Origin of the sequence: Pseudomonas sp. SD17-1, from assembly GCF_029201585.1 — a bacterium.
Taxonomy (GTDB): Bacteria; Pseudomonadota; Gammaproteobacteria; order Pseudomonadales; family Pseudomonadaceae; genus Aquipseudomonas; species Aquipseudomonas palmensis.
On the sequence record NZ_CP104044.1, the window covers coordinates 3,960,200 to 3,975,188 of the forward strand.

General features: G+C 62.5%; 11 protein-coding genes. 3 read left to right on the top strand and 8 right to left on the bottom strand.

Annotation, left to right across the window (positions count from 1 at the left end):
• Positions 1–85: 85 nt before the first annotated feature.
• The 5 genes from topA to N0B28_RS17975 all read right to left on the bottom strand — a co-directional run bounded on the left by topA (position 86) and on the right by N0B28_RS17975 (position 7,352).
• Complete coding sequence (gene topA, locus N0B28_RS17955; RefSeq protein ID WP_043864567.1) at positions 86–2,692, bottom strand: type I DNA topoisomerase; 2,607 nt, start codon at positions 2,690–2,692, stop codon at positions 86–88.
• A 100-nt stretch (positions 2,693–2,792) separates the two neighbouring features.
• Complete coding sequence (locus N0B28_RS17960; protein WP_054916193.1) at positions 2,793–3,044, bottom strand: DUF1653 domain-containing protein; 252 nt, start codon at positions 3,042–3,044, stop codon at positions 2,793–2,795.
• A 79-nt stretch (positions 3,045–3,123) separates the two neighbouring features.
• Positions 3,124–4,299 carry an acetyl-CoA C-acyltransferase FadA gene (fadA, locus tag N0B28_RS17965; protein WP_043864569.1) on the bottom strand — a complete coding sequence of 392 codons (1,176 nt, stop codon included), beginning with the start codon at positions 4,297–4,299 and terminating at the stop codon, positions 3,124–3,126.
• Between the two features lie 29 nt (positions 4,300–4,328).
• The gene (gene fadB, locus N0B28_RS17970; RefSeq protein WP_043864570.1) at positions 4,329–6,476 is read right to left on the bottom strand and encodes a fatty acid oxidation complex subunit alpha FadB; all 2,148 of its coding nucleotides are present in this window, start codon (positions 6,474–6,476) and stop codon (positions 4,329–4,331) included.
• Positions 6,477–6,914: 438 nt separating this feature from the next.
• Complete coding sequence (locus N0B28_RS17975; protein WP_043864571.1) at positions 6,915–7,352, bottom strand: hypothetical protein; 438 nt, start codon at positions 7,350–7,352, stop codon at positions 6,915–6,917.
• Between the two features lie 108 nt (positions 7,353–7,460).
• Here N0B28_RS17975 and N0B28_RS17980 point away from each other — a divergent pair, with 108 nt between their 5' ends.
• The gene (locus tag N0B28_RS17980) at positions 7,461–7,904 is read left to right on the top strand and encodes a universal stress protein (RefSeq protein WP_043864572.1); all 444 of its coding nucleotides are present in this window, start codon (positions 7,461–7,463) and stop codon (positions 7,902–7,904) included.
• A gap of 42 nt (positions 7,905–7,946) precedes the next feature.
• On the opposite strand, the gene N0B28_RS17985 is transcribed toward N0B28_RS17980, so the two are convergent.
• Positions 7,947–9,866 carry an ATP-binding cassette domain-containing protein gene (locus N0B28_RS17985; RefSeq protein WP_043864573.1) on the bottom strand — a complete coding sequence of 640 codons (1,920 nt, stop codon included), beginning with the start codon at positions 9,864–9,866 and terminating at the stop codon, positions 7,947–7,949.
• A gap of 210 nt (positions 9,867–10,076) precedes the next feature.
• Here N0B28_RS17985 and N0B28_RS17990 point away from each other — a divergent pair, with 210 nt between their 5' ends.
• Positions 10,077–12,005: a transglycosylase SLT domain-containing protein gene (locus tag N0B28_RS17990; protein WP_043864574.1), complete on the top strand. Its 1,929-nt coding sequence runs from the start codon at positions 10,077–10,079 to the stop codon at positions 12,003–12,005.
• 97 nt (positions 12,006–12,102) lie between these two features.
• Here the strand turns inward: N0B28_RS17990 and N0B28_RS17995 are convergent, their stop codons facing one another.
• Both N0B28_RS17995 and N0B28_RS18000 read right to left on the bottom strand, forming a co-directional pair.
• Positions 12,103–12,906, bottom strand: coding sequence for an MOSC domain-containing protein (locus N0B28_RS17995; RefSeq protein WP_043864575.1), 804 nt, complete (start codon positions 12,904–12,906; stop codon positions 12,103–12,105).
• 75 nt (positions 12,907–12,981) lie between these two features.
• Entirely contained in the window at positions 12,982–13,917 is a 936-nt protein-coding gene (locus N0B28_RS18000) for a chemotaxis protein CheV (RefSeq protein WP_043864576.1), read from the bottom strand.
• Positions 13,918–14,314: 397 nt separating this feature from the next.
• Here N0B28_RS18000 and N0B28_RS18005 point away from each other — a divergent pair, with 397 nt between their 5' ends.
• A complete protein-coding gene (locus tag N0B28_RS18005; RefSeq protein WP_043864577.1) occupies positions 14,315–14,776 on the top strand; it encodes a hypothetical protein in 462 nt (153 codons plus the stop codon).
• Positions 14,777–14,989: the final 213 nt, after the last annotated feature.

Genomic DNA, 14,989 nt, shown 5'->3' on the forward strand with positions numbered 1-14,989 from the left:
ACCTCACAACCGTTCGCTGACCTGACTAAAAAAAAGGCTGCGTCCAGGATCACCAGATGCAGCCTCTAGTAGCCGATTCTATCGCTTAGCGCTTGTCTTCCACCTTCCACGCCTTGCCGTCATAGAACGCTCGCCAGCCGGTCGGCTTGCCGTCGACCTCGGTCTGCACATACTGCTCCTTGGTCTTGCGGCTGTAGCGGATCACCGTCGGGCGACCGTCCGGGTCCTTCTTCGGCGCTTCACAGAGGAAGTGATACTTCGGATCGATCTCGTCCTTGTGCGGCACGATCTCCATCACCAGGGGGGCGCGGGTCTCGCGGTTCTTCGGGAACTGGCTGGCGGCCAGGAACAGGCCCGAAGCCCCGTCACGCAACACATAGGTGTCGTTGACCTTCTCGCACTTGAGCTCGGGCATCTTCACCGCGTCCATCTTCGGCGGCGCCGCCTCGCCGCTCTTGAGTAGCTTGCGGGTGTTCTTGCACTCCGGGTTGGTACAGCCGAAGAACTTGCCGAAACGACCGGTCTTGAGCTGCATCTCGCTGCCGCACTTGTCACACTCAAGGCTCGGGCCCTCGTAGCCCTTGATGCGGTAGCTGCCTTCCTCGATCTCGTAGCCCGTGCAATCGGGGTTGTTGCCGCAGATGTGCAGCTTGTGTTTCTCGTCGAGCAGGTAGGCGTCCATCGCCGTGGCGCAGATCGGGCAGCGGTGCTTGCCCAACAGCACGCGCGACTCGGACTCGCCCTCGTCGTCGGCGGCAATCTCGTCACCTGGCACCAGGTTCACGGTGGCCTTGCAACGCTCTTTGGGCGGCAGGCTGTAGCCCGAGCAACCGAGGAACACACCCGTGGAGGCTGTGCGGATCATCATGTGCCTGCCGCATTCCTTGCAGGCAATGTTGGTCGGGGTCGGCTGGTTGGCACGCATGCCCTTTTCGGCATCTTCAGCCAGTTGCAGCTTCTTGCTGAAGTCGCCATAGAACTCGTCCAGCACGTTTTTCCAGTCGCGCTCGCCCTGGGCCACATCGTCGAGGTTCTCTTCCATGCCGGCGGTGAAGCCGTAGTCCATCAGGTTGGAAAAGCTCTCGGACAGACGCTCGGTCACGATGTCGCCCATCTTCTCGGAGTAGAAGCGGCGATTGTGCAGGGTCACATAGCCACGGTCCTGGATGGTGGAGATGATCGCCGCGTAGGTCGATGGGCGACCGATACCGCGTTTTTCCATTTCCTTGACCAGGCTCGCTTCCGAGAAACGTGCCGGCGGCTTGGTGAAGTGCTGGCTCGGGTCGAGCTTGATGAGCTTGAGCACTTCGCCCTGGTTCATTTCCGGCAGTACATCGTCGTCGCCCGGCTTGCTCTGCTGCGGCAACACACGGGTGTAACCGTCGAACTTGAGGATACGGCCCTTGGCACGCAACTCGAACTCGCCCGCCGTGACGCTGACGGTGGTCGACAGGTACTGCGCCGGCGGCATCTGGCAGGCCAGGAACTGGCGCCAGATCAGCTCGTACAGACGCTCGGCATCACGCTCCATGCCGCTGAGCTTGGTCGGGTGCGTGGCCACGTCCGAAGGTCGGATCGCTTCGTGCGCTTCCTGTGCGCCTTCCTTGCTGCCGTAGACGATCGGCGCTTCTGGCAGGTACTTCTTGCCGAACTCGCTTTCGATGTAGCTGCGCGCCATTTCCACCGCATCGACCGACAGGTTGGTCGAGTCGGTACGCATGTAGGTGATGTAGCCGGCTTCGTACAGGCGCTGGGCCATCATCATGGTCTTCTTCACGCCGAAGCCGAGGCGATTGCTCGCCGCCTGCTGCAGGGTCGAGGTGATGAACGGCGCCGAGGGCTTGCTGCTGGTCGGGCGGTCTTCACGCTTGGCAATGGTGTAGCTGGAAGCCTTGAGCTTCTCCAGCGCGGCCATCGCCTGAGCTTCGTTGAGCGGCTTGAAGGCCTCGCCGTTCTGGCGAGCCACCTCGAAGCGCACCTTGGCGTCCTTGGCAGTACCCAGGTCGGCGTGCACTTCCCAGTACTCTTCGGGGATGAATGCGCGAATCTCGCGCTCGCGCTCCACCACCAGCTTCACGGCCACCGACTGCACCCGGCCGGCCGACAGGCCACGGGCGATCTTCTGCCACAGCAGTGGCGAGACCATGTAGCCCACCACGCGGTCGAGGAAGCGACGCGCCTGCTGTGCATTGACACGGTCGATGTCCAGCTCGCCCGGCTGGGAGAAGGCCTCCTGGATGGCCTTCTTGGTGATTTCGTTGAACACCACGCGCTTGTAGCGGCTGTCATCCCCACCGATGGCTTCGCGCAGGTGCCAGGCAATGGCTTCCCCCTCGCGATCCAAGTCGGTTGCGAGATAGATGGTGTCGGCATCCTTGGCCAGGCGGCGCAACTCCTCGATGACCTTTTCCTTGCCCGGAAGGATCTCGTACTTGGCCTTCCAGCCGTGGTCCGGGTCGACGCCCATGCGCGCCACCAGTTGCTTGCGCGCCTTTTCTTTCGGCGACAGCGCGGGTGCCTCGCCGGCAGCAGCCTTGCCGCGCTTGGCAGCAGGCTCCTTGCTGGCGGAACCGCTGGTGGGCAGGTCTCGGATATGGCCGATACTCGACTTCACCACGTACTGGTTGCCCAGGTACTTGTTGATGGTCTTGGCCTTAGCCGGGGATTCCACAATGACCAGCGATTTGCCCATGGATCGGAAAATTCCTGAATAACGAAAATAAAAACACGGCAGGTACCTGACGTGGCACCGCTATATATAGTGGCAACAGAGTGAGGTCAAGCGCCGAAGGTTAGCCCACTTGCGCATCGGCACGCGAAAACAGCTCGGGCTCGGCCTCGACCAAAGCAAAGCGCGGCACGTGCTCGCCGTCAACCTCGACCGACTCGGTGAACATCGAAAGCGGGCGTACCCACAGGCCGAAATCGCCGTACAGGGCCTGGTAGAACACCACCCACTCCTCGGTCTCGGAATGGCGCGCGGCACCGAATACACGATACTCAGGCCCTTTGTAATGCCGGTATACGCCTGGTTGTATCTGCATGCTGCCAACCCTCTTGAAAAAAAATCTGCAAAAAGCAAAAAACCGGGGCACAAGGCCCCGGCTTCCGACAACGAAACGCTTAGATGCGTTCGAAGACGGTGGTGATCCCCTGACCAAGGCCGACGCACATGGTCGAAACACCCAGGGTACCGCCATTCTGCTTCATGACATTGAGCAGAGTGCCGGAAATCCGCGCACCGGAGCAACCGAAAGGGTGACCCAGGGCGATTGCGCCGCCGTGCAGGTTAACCTTCTCATCCATCTTGTCGAGCACTTTCAGATCCTTGAGCACCGGCAGGGCCTGTGCAGCGAAGGCTTCGTTGAGCTCGAAGAAGTCGATATCGGCAATGCTCAGGCCCGCACGCTTGAGGGCTTTCTGGGTCGCCGGCACCGGGCCGTAGCCCATGATCGCAGGGTCCACGCCGGCCACCGCCATCGAGCGGATCACCGCCAGCGGCTGGATGCCCAGGTCCTGGGCACGCTGGGCCGACATCACGATCATGCACGAGGCGCCGTCGGTGATCTGCGAGGAGGTACCCGCTGTCACGGTGCCGCCCTTGGGGTTGAACGCCGGCTTCAACGCCGCCAGGCTTTCCAGGGTAGTGTCCGGGCGAATGGTTTCGTCGTAGTCGAAGACCTTGAGGAAGCCGTTCTCGTCATAGCCCTGCATCGGGATGATTTCGTCCTTGAACTTGCCTTCGACCGTCGCCTTGTGGGCGAGCTGGTGCGAACGCAGACCGAAGGCGTCCTGCTGCTCACGGCTGATGCCATGCATCTTGCCCAGCATCTCGGCGGTCAGGCCCATCATGCCCGAGGCCTTGGCCGCATACAGCGACATGTGCGGGTTGGGGTCCACGCCGTGCATCATGCTCACGTGGCCCATGTGCTCGACACCGCCGACCACGAACACATCGCCGTTGCCGGTCATGATCGCCTGGGCGGCCGTGTGCAGCGCGCTCATCGACGAACCGCACAGGCGGCTGACAGTCTGGCCGGCCGCAGTGTGCGGGATCTGGGTCATCAGCGAAGCCATGCGCGCGATGTTCCAGCCCTGCTCCAGGGTCTGGTTCACGCAGCCCCAGATCACGTCCTCGACTTCACTCGGGTCGACCTTGACGTTGCGCTCCAGCAGCTTGCTGATCAGGTGCGCCGACATGTCTTCGGCGCGGGTGTTGCGGTGCATGCCGCCCTTGGAGCGGCCCATCGGCGTACGACCGAAGTCGACGATCACGACGTCTCTTGGATTCAAGCTCATACAATATTCTCGCTCTAGTCGTTGGGCGCTTAACCGAAGAAGCTCTGGCCGTTCTTGGCCATCTCGCGCAGCTTCTCGGTGGGGTGGTACAGCGCGCCCAGGTCGGCGTACTGGTCAGCCAGGGCAACGAACGCAGCCACACCGATCGAATCGATGTAGCGCAGTGCACCGCCACGGAACGGAGGGAAACCGATGCCGTAGACCAGGCCCATGTCGGCCTCGGCCGCCGTCTCGACGATGCCGTCTTCCAGGCAGCGCACGGTCTCCAGGCACAGCGGGATCATCATCCAGTTGATGATGTCCTCGTCGCTGACTTCACGCTGCTCGTAGACGATCGGCTTGAGCACTTCGAGCACCGACGGGTCGGCAACCTTCTTCTGCTTGCCGCGCTTGTCGGCCTCGTAGGCATAGAAACCCTTGCCGTTCTTCTGGCCCAGGCGCTTGGCTTCGTAGAGCACGTCGATGGCCGAACGACGGTCATCCTTCATGCGGTCCGGGAAGCCCTCGGCCATCACGTCGCGGCCGTGGTGGCCGGTGTCGATGCCGACCACGTCCATCAGGTACGCCGGGCCCATCGGCCAGCCGAATTTTTCCATGATCTTGTCGATGCGCACGAAGTCCACACCGGCGCTCACCAGCTTGGCGAAACCGCCGAAGTACGGGAACAGCACGCGGTTGACCAGAAAGCCCGGGCAGTCGTTGACCACGATCGGGTTCTTGCCCATCTTCTTGGCGTAGGCAACGGTAGTGGCCACCGCCAGTTCGCTGGACTTCTCGCCACGGATCACTTCCACCAGCGGCATCATGTGCACCGGGTTGAAGAAGTGCATGCCGACGAAATTTTCCGGACGCTTGAGGGCCTTGGCCAGCAGGCTGATGGAAATGGTCGAGGTGTTGGAAGCCAGGATGGTGTCCGCCTTGACCTGGTCTTCGACCTCGGCCAGCACGGCCTGCTTGACCTTGGGGTTTTCGACCACGGCTTCCACCACCAGGTCCACGTGACCGAAGTCGCCGTAGGACAGGGTCGGACGGATGCCGTTGAGCACTTCAGCCATTTTCGCGGCGGTCATGCGACCCTTGTCGACGCGGCTGACCAGCAGCTTGGCGGCTTCGGCCAGGCCCTGCTCGATACCGTGCTCGTTGATGTCCTTCATCAGGATCGGCGTGCCTTTGGAGGCCGACTGATAGGCGATGCCGCCACCCATGATGCCGGCACCGAGTACGGCGGCCTGCTTCACGTCCTGGGCGATCTCGTCGTAGGCCTTGGCCTTTTTCTTCAGTTCCTGATCGTTCAGGAACAGGCCGATCAGGCTCTGGGCTGCCGAGGTCTTGGCCAGTTTGACGAAGCCGGCGGCTTCGACTTCCAGCGCTTTGTCACGCCCGAAGTTGGCGGCTTTCTGAATGGTCTTGATGGCTTCGACCGGCGCCGGATAGTTCGGGCCTGCCTGACCTGCCACGAAACCCTTGGCGGTCTCGAAGGCCATCATCTGCTCGATGGCGTTGAGCTTGAGCTTTTCCAGCTTCGGCTGGCGCTTGGCCTTGTGGTCGAGCTCGCCGCTGATGGCGCGCTTGATCAGTTCCAGGGCAGCTTCCTGAAGTTTCTCCGGGACCACCACTGCATCGACGGCACCGACTTTCAGTGCGTCTTCAGGGCGGTTCTCCTTGCCGGCGGCAATCCATTCGATGGCATTGTCGGCGCCGATCAGGCGCGGCAGGCGTACGGTACCGCCGAAGCCCGGGTAGATACCCAGCTTGACTTCAGGCAGGCCGATCTTGGCTTTGGTCGACATGACGCGGAAGTCGGCCGCCAGGCACATTTCCAGGCCGCCGCCCAGCGCGATGCCGTTGATGGCGGCAACGGTCGGTACATCGAGATCTTCGAAATCGCTGAAGATTCTGTTGGCTTCGAGGTTGCCTGCAACCAGCTCCGCATCCGGCAGCTTGAAGTTGTCGACGAATTCGGTGATGTCGGCGCCGACAATGAACACGTCCTTGCCGCTGCTGACGATCACACCTTTGATCGACGCATCTGCCTTGATGGTGTCTACGGCCTGACGCAATTCATTCAGGGTAAGACGGTTGAACTTGTTGACGGACTCACCCTTGAGATCGAACTTCAGTTCGACGATGCCGCTTTCAAGAGCCTTAACCGTGATGGCTTTACCTTCGTAAATCATCAACTGATCTCCACGATATGGAAGCTGAACTGTACACGCCGAACGCTGGCACGAAATTCGGCACCAGGCACACCCGTCAGCGCGATAGTCGGGATTCTGCGAGCGTCATGTGACATACAAACGCTCAATTCATACGCCCGTTTGATTTGGGTACGGACACATTCACCGAAAAGCCTGCCGTTGTCAAATACCCAAAAGCACGAGCAAAACGCGACTTTACGGTCATTTTGAGCGAAGGGGTGCGGGTTCAGCCTGTAGGTGATTGGCCATCATTCATGCAGGTGATCGGCCATGGATACGCACGAGAGAGGCGGCGAAGGGATAAAGCGCAGCTACACTGAGGGCATCGAAGAAGTTTCCGGCCTGCCTGGCCTTTTTTATTCAGTTGCCGGCCCCGCCATGGGGCTGGCCCTGGCGGTCAATCACACGACTCACGGGTCACGCCAGCGCCTTGAGCAACCGGGCAATGTCCTGCAACGCTGCGGCATCCCCCTTCTCTCCCCAGCACAACGCGATCATCTGCGGGTTGGCCTCGACCTTGTAGACACTCGCCGGCAGGCGCGACAGGTGCTCGAGCACGCGCGCATCTTCGCAGGGCTCGCGCCACTGGTTGAGCCACACCCCTGGTGTCACCTGCCAGTAGCTCCAGCTGTCGGCATGCCCGCGACGGCGCGCGCAATGATACTGCGCGCAGGTATGCGGCGGCTCTTCGGGCAGCCAGTGCGGCCAGGTCTGCGGGGTGAGCTGCATGGCCAGCCCCATGCGCCGCGCCTCCAGGCGCAGGGCCATGCGCCCGCTGGTGCGACGCGAGGGCAACAGCCAGACCATGGGGCTGAGCATCAGCGCAAGGATTGACACTACTACCCAGAACGTCATATCTGTTATTCCTATAAAGACTTTGCAAATGAGCTGGTTAGCCGACATCGATGCGATCAGCCTGAAACCGACCATACTTTAACTATCGCGATTGTCAGGAGAGCCCTCATGCCCTACGAACACATTCTGGTCGCCGTCGACCTGACCGAAGAATGCGACCCGGTGATCAAGCGCGCTCGCGAGCTGGCCACGCCCAACGGCACCAAGGTTTCCCTGGTACATATCGTCGAGCCCATGGCCATGGCCTTCGGCGGCGACGTGCCGATGGACCTGTCGCAACTGCAGCAGCAACAGTTCGACCAGGCCAAGGAGCGCATGGACCGCCTGTTCAACAAGTATCCGGAGATCAACCGCGGCGATTCCCACCTGACCTACGGCCAGCCTCGCCAGGAGATTCACCAGTTGGCCAAGGACCAGAAGTGCGACCTGATCGTGGTCGGCAGCCATGGCCGCCACGGCCTGGCGCTGCTGCTGGGCTCCACCGCCAATGACGTGCTGCACGGCGCACCGTGCGATGTGCTGGCGGTACGCCTGCAGAAGAAGGCCGACTGATACCAGAAGGCCCGCTGTTGGACACAGCGGGCCTTCTTCATATCAGCTGTCGAGCTCGGCCCAACGCTCCACCAGTGTGTCCAGCTCGCCCTGCAGCTTCTCGAGGCTGGCCAGCACGGCGGTGGTCTGGTCGATTGGCCGCTGATAGAAGCCTGCATCGGAAATCTCCGCCTGCACCGCAGCCATCTTCTGCTCCAGGGCATCGATCTGCCCCGGCAGCGCCTCCAGCTCGCGCTGCAGCTTGTAGCTGAGCTTCTTCTTGCCTTCATTGACCACCGGCGCTGCCGCAGGCTCGGGTGCAACGGCCTCGACCACCGCACTGTTGAGCTCGGACTTGCCCGACTTGCTTTCGGTCACGCCGAGCAGCTTGGGCGAACCGCCCTGGCGAATCCAATCCTGATAGCCGCCCACGTACTCACGCACCTTGCCCTCGCCTTCGAACACCAGGGTGCTGGTGACCACGTTGTCGAGGAACGCCCGGTCGTGACTGACCATCAGCACGGTGCCCTTGAAGCCCGCCAGCACCTCTTCGAGCAGCTCCAGGGTTTCCACGTCCAGGTCGTTGGTCGGCTCGTCGAGCACCAGCAGGTTGGCCGGCTTGCTGAACAGCTTGGCCAGCAGCAGGCGCGCACGCTCGCCACCGGACAACGCCTTGACCGGCGTGCGTGCACGCTGGGGGCTGAACAGGAAGTCGCCCAGGTAGCTCAGTACGTGACGGTTCTGCCCATCGATCTCGATGAAGTCACGGCCTTCGGCCATGTTCTCGATCACGGTCTTTTCCAGGTCAAGCTGGTGGCGCAACTGGTCGAAGTAGGCCACTTCGAGACGCGTGCCCGACTCCACCTTGCCCGAGCTTGGCTCCAGGTCGCCCAGCATCAGCTTGAGCAGCGTGGTCTTGCCGGTACCGTTGGCACCCAGCAGGCCGATACGGTCCTCGCGCTGCAGGACCATCGAGAAATCCTTGACCAGGTAAGGGCCATCGGGGTGGGCGAAGCTGACGTTTTCCAGCACCATCACCTGCTTGCCGGACTTTTCCGCCACGTCGAGCAGGATGTTGGCCTTGCCCTGGCGCTCGCGACGCTCGCTGCGTTCCACACGCAGTGCCTTGAGGGCGCGCACGCGGCCTTCGTTGCGGGTACGCCGGGCCTTGATGCCCTGGCGGATCCACACCTCTTCCTGGGCCAGTTTCTTGTCGAACAGCGCGTTGGCAGTCTCTTCGGCAGCCAGCGCGGCTTCCTTGTGCACCAGGAAGCTGGCGTAGTCGCCGTTCCAGTCGATCAACCCGCCTCGGTCCAGTTCGAGGATGCGCGTGGCCAGGTTCTGCAGGAAGGAACGGTCGTGGGTAATGAACAGCACGGCGCCGCCAAAACCGCTCAGGGCATCTTCAAGCCAGGCGATGGCACCGATGTCCAGGTGGTTGGTCGGTTCGTCGAGCAGCAGCAGGTCGGGCTCGGACACCAGCGCCTGGGCCAGCAGCACACGCCGACGCCAACCACCGGACAGCTCGGCCAGGGTCTTGTCGGCCGGCAGCTGCAGACGGCTCAGGGTGCTGTCGACCAGTTGCTGCAAGCGCCAGCCATCGCGCGCCTCAAGGTCGCTCTGCACGTGCATGAGCTTTTCCAGGTCGGCGTCGGTGTGAATGTTCTGGCTCAGGTGGTGATACTCGGCGAGCAATGCACCGACACCGTCCAGGCCTTCGGCAACCACATCGAACACGGTGCGCCCGTCGGCCACCGGCAGTTCCTGCGGCAGCTCGCCGATCTTCAGGCCCGGGGCACGCCACACATCGCCTTCGTCGGGCTTCTGGTCGCCCTTGACCAGGCGCAGCATGCTCGACTTGCCCGTGCCGTTGCGGCCGATGATGCAGACCCGCTCACCACGGGCGATCTGCCAGGACACCTTGTCCAGCAACGGCATGGCGCCGAACGCAAGGGACACATCGCTTAATTTGAGCAGGGTCATGATCTTCTCCAAAAACCGGGGGCGCATTCTACCTGAGTTGCGCCTGCTTCACATTAAGCGCGACCGGCGTGCCGACCGCAGTCCTGCATTACATGCCGATACAAGCACAATGCTTTCTTCCGCCCCCGGCAAACGGCTAAGCTTAAGCACGTAATCCCACCAGTGCTGGCGCCGCCGACACTCGTTTTGGTCAAACTGTCCGGAAGTATCATGCGCCGCAGCCTGCTCAGCCTCGTATCCTGTCTGCTTTTTTCCGCCACCGCGGCCAGCACCGTCCAGGCCGCCGACCTCACCCAGCAACGCCAGTACTACGATGAAGCCAAGCGTGCCCTGGCCAAGGGCGACAGCGGCCCTTACCGCCGTTACGAACAGGCCCTGCGTGATTATCCGCTGGAGCCCTACCTGGCCTACGACGAACTGACGGCGCGCCTCAAGAGCGCCAGCAACGCCGAGATCGAGAAGTTTCTTGCCGAGCATGGCGACCTGCCCCAGGCCAACTGGATGAAACTGCGCTGGTTGCGCTGGCTGGCAGAGCGCGGCGACTGGCAACCCTTCGTCAAGTACTACGACCCCAAGCTGAACTTCACCGAGCTCGACTGCCTCAACGGCCAGTATCAGCTCAGCCACAACCTGCGCGCCGAGGGCTACGCCACCGCCGACAAGCTGTGGCTGGTGGGCAAGTCGCAGCCGGCGGCCTGTGACGTGCTGTTCGACCGCTGGGCCGCCGAGGGCCAGCTGACCGAACAGAAGCGCTGGGAGCGCATCAAGCTCGCGGCCCAGGCGCGCAACTACGCCCTGGCCAACACCCTGATCAAAGGCCTGAACACCCTGGGCCCGCAAGGCCGTCTGCTGGTGGATGTGGCGCAGAAGCCCGAACTGCTCAACAACCCCGGGCGCTTCACCCCGGTCAACGAAGCGATGTCCGACGTGGTCAGCCTGGGCCTGCGCCGCCTGGCGCGCCAGGACCCGGAGCGGGCCATGGCGCTGCTCGACGACTACGCCAATCGCATGCATTTCTCCCGCGACGAGAAGGTGGCGATCGCCCGCGAAATCGGCCTTACCCTGGCACGGCGCTACGACCCCCGCGCCCTGGGCCTGATGACCCAGTACGACCCCGAGCTGCGCGACAACACCGTGACCGAATGGCGCCTGCGCCTGCTGCTGCGTCTGGGCCGCTGGGAAGATGCCTACGAGCTGACCAAACGCCTGCCCCAGGACCTGGCCACCACCAACCGCTGGCGCTACTGGCAGGCGCGCAGCCTGGAGCTGGCGCAGCCGAAGAACCCGCAGATTCCACTGCTGTACAAGACGGTAGCGCGAGAGCGCGACTTCTACGGGTTCCTGGCCGCCGATCGTGCACAGACCCCGTACCAGCTCAACAACAAGCCGCTGGTGCTCAGCCAGCAACTGATCAACAAGGTACGCAACACCCCCGGCGTGCGGCGCGCGCTGGAATTCCATGCCCGCGGCCAGATCGTTGACGGGCGCCGCGAGTGGTACCACGTCAGCCGTCATTTCAGCCGCGACGAGATGGTCGCCCAGGCGCGCCTGGCCTATGAAATGCGCTGGTACTTCCCGGCCATCCGTACCATCAGCCAGGCCCAGTACTGGGACGACCTGGATATCCGCTTCCCGATGGCCCACCGCGACACCCTGGTACGCGAAGCCAAGGTACGCGGCCTGCACTCGAGCTGGGTGTTCGCGATCACCCGCCAGGAAAGCGCCTTCATGGACGACGCCCGCTCCCACGTGGGTGCCAGCGGCCTGATGCAACTGATGCCGGCCACCGCCAAGGAGACGGCGCGCAAGTTCAACATCCCGCTGGCTTCGCCGGCGCAGGTACTGAACCCGGACAAGAACATCCAGCTGGGCGCCGCCTACCTGAGCCAGGTGCACGGCCAGTTCAACGGCAACCGGGTGCTGGCCTCGGCCGCCTACAACGCCGGCCCCGGACGCGTGCGCCAGTGGCTGCGCGGCGCCGATCACCTGAGCTTCGACGTATGGGTGGAGTCGATTCCGTTCGACGAGACCCGCCAGTACGTGCAGAACGTGCTGTCGTATTCGGTGATCTACGGGCAGAAACTCAATTCACCGCAGCCACTGGTGGATTGGCACGAGCGGTTTTTCGACGATCAGTAAGCGGTGATCAGCGCTTCGCCGGCAACGTCGAAGCGCAACCTTGTGGAGGCGACGGTGCGTGTGCAGGGGCCAGCCTTGCTGGCGAAGCGGCCCGTCGCTATTCCAGCACCTCGACCGCCATGCCCACCTCCAGCATGCCCTCGCCGTCGGCCACCAGGTTCTGGCCGAACAGCACATCCCCCTCCTTCTGCCGATAGGTCTTGAGCGTGGTCAAGGGTTCGCGATCGGGGCTGCGCTCGCCGGTCTGCGGGTCGAGGGTGGTGAGGATGCAGCGCGTGCACGGGGAAAGCACCCGAAAGGTCTGCTGGCCAATGCGAATGCGCTTCCAGCCATCCTCGGCATATGCCGCACTGCCCTCGACCACCAGATTGGGCCGAAAGCGCAGCATCTCCAAGGGGCGCCCAACCCGCTGTACCAGGTCGTCGAGCGACGCCTGGCCGATCAGCAGCAAGGGGAAACCATCGGCGAAGGCCACACGGTCGCTGTTCTCACCGTAGCCGGCCGGCAGATAGCGGGTACGCGGCTCGGGCACATGCACCAGGCGCACCGGCTTGCCGATGAAGCGGCTCAACCAGTCGGCCGCCGCATCGCCTGCATCCGGTACGCGCAGGGTGTCGCGCCAGATGGTCGCCCCACGCAGATTGGCGTCCGCTTGCGGCACCGCCACCTGCAGGGGGTCAAAACCCGGGGCACTGAGCACCAGACCGCCATCGGCGTCGTACAGCGCCGATAACTGGCTCATCTGCGGGTAGGCGCGCTGGGTCAGGAAACGTCCGTTGTCCTGCTCCACCAGCATCCAGCGCCGGTCACCCAGCAAGCCCAGCAGGCCGCACGGCGACTGGCCCAGGGCTTGCGCCTGGGCCGACTTGAGTGGGTAACGATACAACGCGCTCAGACGCATGGGCCGGCTCCGGATGATAAAGGCGCAAGCTTACACCGAGGGCCGGGCAACCGCTGCCCGGCAGTCGGTGCCGGCTCAGACGGTCGCTTCGTCCAGCATCAGGCGCTGGCGCACCACATCCACCAGCTTGTCGGGCTGGAACTTGGACAAAAAGTTGTCACAACCGACCTTCTTCACCATCGATTCGTTGAAGCTGCCCGACAAGGACGTGTGCAGCACCACGTACAGGCTGCGCAGGCGCGGGTCGTTGCGGATCTCGGTGGTCAGGCGGTAGCCGTCCATTTCCGGCATTTCGGCATCGGTGAAGACCATCAGCAACTTCGAGCACACGTCCTCACCGGCATCCGCCCAGCCTTTGAGCAGGTTGAGTGCCTTGAGGCCATCGCTGGCCACATGCATCTTCACCCCCAGCTGGCTCAGGGTTTCACGCAACTGCGCCAGGGCCACGGTGGAGTCGTCCACCAGCAGCACCTCCCGCCCTCGCGCCTGCGCCAGTACTGGGTCTTCCAGCTTGTCGCGGGACACCTTGGCGTTGTACGGCACGATTTCGGCCAGTACTTTCTCCACGTCGATGATTTCTACCAGTTGCTCGTCGACCTTGCTGATGGCCGTCAGGTAATGCTGACGCCCGGCACTGGTGGGCGGCGGCATGATCGCCTCCCAGTTCATGTTGACGATACGGTCCACGCCTCCCACCAGGAACGCCTGCACCGAACGGTTGTACTCGGTGACGATGATGGTGCTGTTGGGCCCCGGCTCCAGTGGGCGCATGCCGATGGCCTGGGACAGGTCGATCACCGGCAGGGTCTGCCCACGCAGGTTGACCACGCCGCACACATACGCATGGCGTTGCGGCATCAGGGTCAACTTGGGCATCTGCAGCACTTCCTGCACCTTGAACACGTTGATCGCGAACAGTTGGCGCCCGGCCAGGCGAAACATGAGGATTTCCAGACGGTTCTCGCCTACCAGCTGCGTCCTTTGGTCTACCGTGTCGAGAATGCCAGCCATTAAACAACCCCCAGGCGTGTCGCAAAAATTGAATTATCAACCGTGTATCGGCCGCGTTCGTCTTGGCTTGACCCCCCAAAATAAAATGCTGCGGGGGGCATTGATGTCACTTTAGCATCATGGTTTACTGCGCTGACAGTTTTGCAGTCGCGGCAGGTCATCAGCGATCACACCAAGCCAATGCCATCAGGGAAACCCCTAGCCACAATCGGGCGAGACCTGATGTTCGCAATATCCTTTAGCCATTAATGTGACGCCATTCTCATTGCATGAATGGAGTCAGGCTTTTGCTCGCTACTGCCTTGTTGTCCACAACCAATGCTAGCGTCTTGCCAAAACACCGGCTCCAGGGCGTTTCAGCCCCCATCCGCAGTCTGCGCCTGGCAGGAAACGACTGATGTCCGACACCACTGCGGACATCAGCGCCCTACACGACTTTCAGGTCGATGCCCACGTACTGCTGACCCGCGCTCAGGAGTGCCTGTCGCACCTTGACCTGATCGGCCACGATACCGACGCGTGCGACTGCCTGCTGAACACCCTCGGCACACTGGCCGAGCGTGCCCACCTGCAGGCCCAGACGCAGATCGCCGACTTCTGTCGCCAACTCTGTCATGTGCTCGAACCGCAGCAATGCCGCGCGCGCCTTCACGCTGCACTGCCCAAGCTGAAAGCCTGCCTGAGCCTGCTGGCCTGGCAGCTTGAACTGATCGACCCGCACACCGGCCAATTGAACCTGGACCCCCAGGAGCAACTGGCCTTGCTGGAGGAACTGGAACAGACCTTCCGGCAGTTGCACGCAGAACCGGCCAAGGCGACCGCCACACCCGCCGCCCCTGCACCCGCCCTGGGCGCATGAAGTTGCACAACTAACCGGCGTGGGAAATTTCCCCGCCGCACATCATTTCAAAGCACTTTCCCACAACACTAAGCATTAACTTACGCGTGGGCGGCGAGTTTCTGTCAGCTGTATACAAAAACAATATCAGCGCATATAGGACAAGTTGTGTATCGCCACCAGTGATAGCAAAGTGCTAGACTTTGCGCCATCCGGAACGACCGTACCAGCCCG

Excerpts from the sequence above, each read along its gene's own strand:
- topA (WP_043864567.1), bottom strand. The coding sequence starts at position 2,692 with ATGGGCAAATCGCTGGTCATTGTGGAATCCCCGGCTAAGGCCAAGACC.
- N0B28_RS17960 (WP_054916193.1), bottom strand. The coding sequence starts at position 3,044 with ATGCAGATACAACCAGGCGTATACCGGCATTACAAAGGGCCTGAGTAT.
- fadA (WP_043864569.1), bottom strand. The coding sequence starts at position 4,299 with ATGAGCTTGAATCCAAGAGACGTCGTGATCGTCGACTTCGGTCGTACG.
- fadB (WP_043864570.1), bottom strand. The coding sequence starts at position 6,476 with ATGATTTACGAAGGTAAAGCCATCACGGTTAAGGCTCTTGAAAGCGGC.
- N0B28_RS17975 (WP_043864571.1), bottom strand. The coding sequence starts at position 7,352 with ATGACGTTCTGGGTAGTAGTGTCAATCCTTGCGCTGATGCTCAGCCCC.
- N0B28_RS17980 (WP_043864572.1), top strand. The coding sequence starts at position 7,461 with ATGCCCTACGAACACATTCTGGTCGCCGTCGACCTGACCGAAGAATGC.
- N0B28_RS17985 (WP_043864573.1), bottom strand. The coding sequence starts at position 9,866 with ATGACCCTGCTCAAATTAAGCGATGTGTCCCTTGCGTTCGGCGCCATG.
- N0B28_RS17990 (WP_043864574.1), top strand. The coding sequence starts at position 10,077 with ATGCGCCGCAGCCTGCTCAGCCTCGTATCCTGTCTGCTTTTTTCCGCC.
- N0B28_RS17995 (WP_043864575.1), bottom strand. The coding sequence starts at position 12,906 with ATGCGTCTGAGCGCGTTGTATCGTTACCCACTCAAGTCGGCCCAGGCG.
- N0B28_RS18000 (WP_043864576.1), bottom strand. The coding sequence starts at position 13,917 with ATGGCTGGCATTCTCGACACGGTAGACCAAAGGACGCAGCTGGTAGGC.
- N0B28_RS18005 (WP_043864577.1), top strand. The coding sequence starts at position 14,315 with ATGTCCGACACCACTGCGGACATCAGCGCCCTACACGACTTTCAGGTC.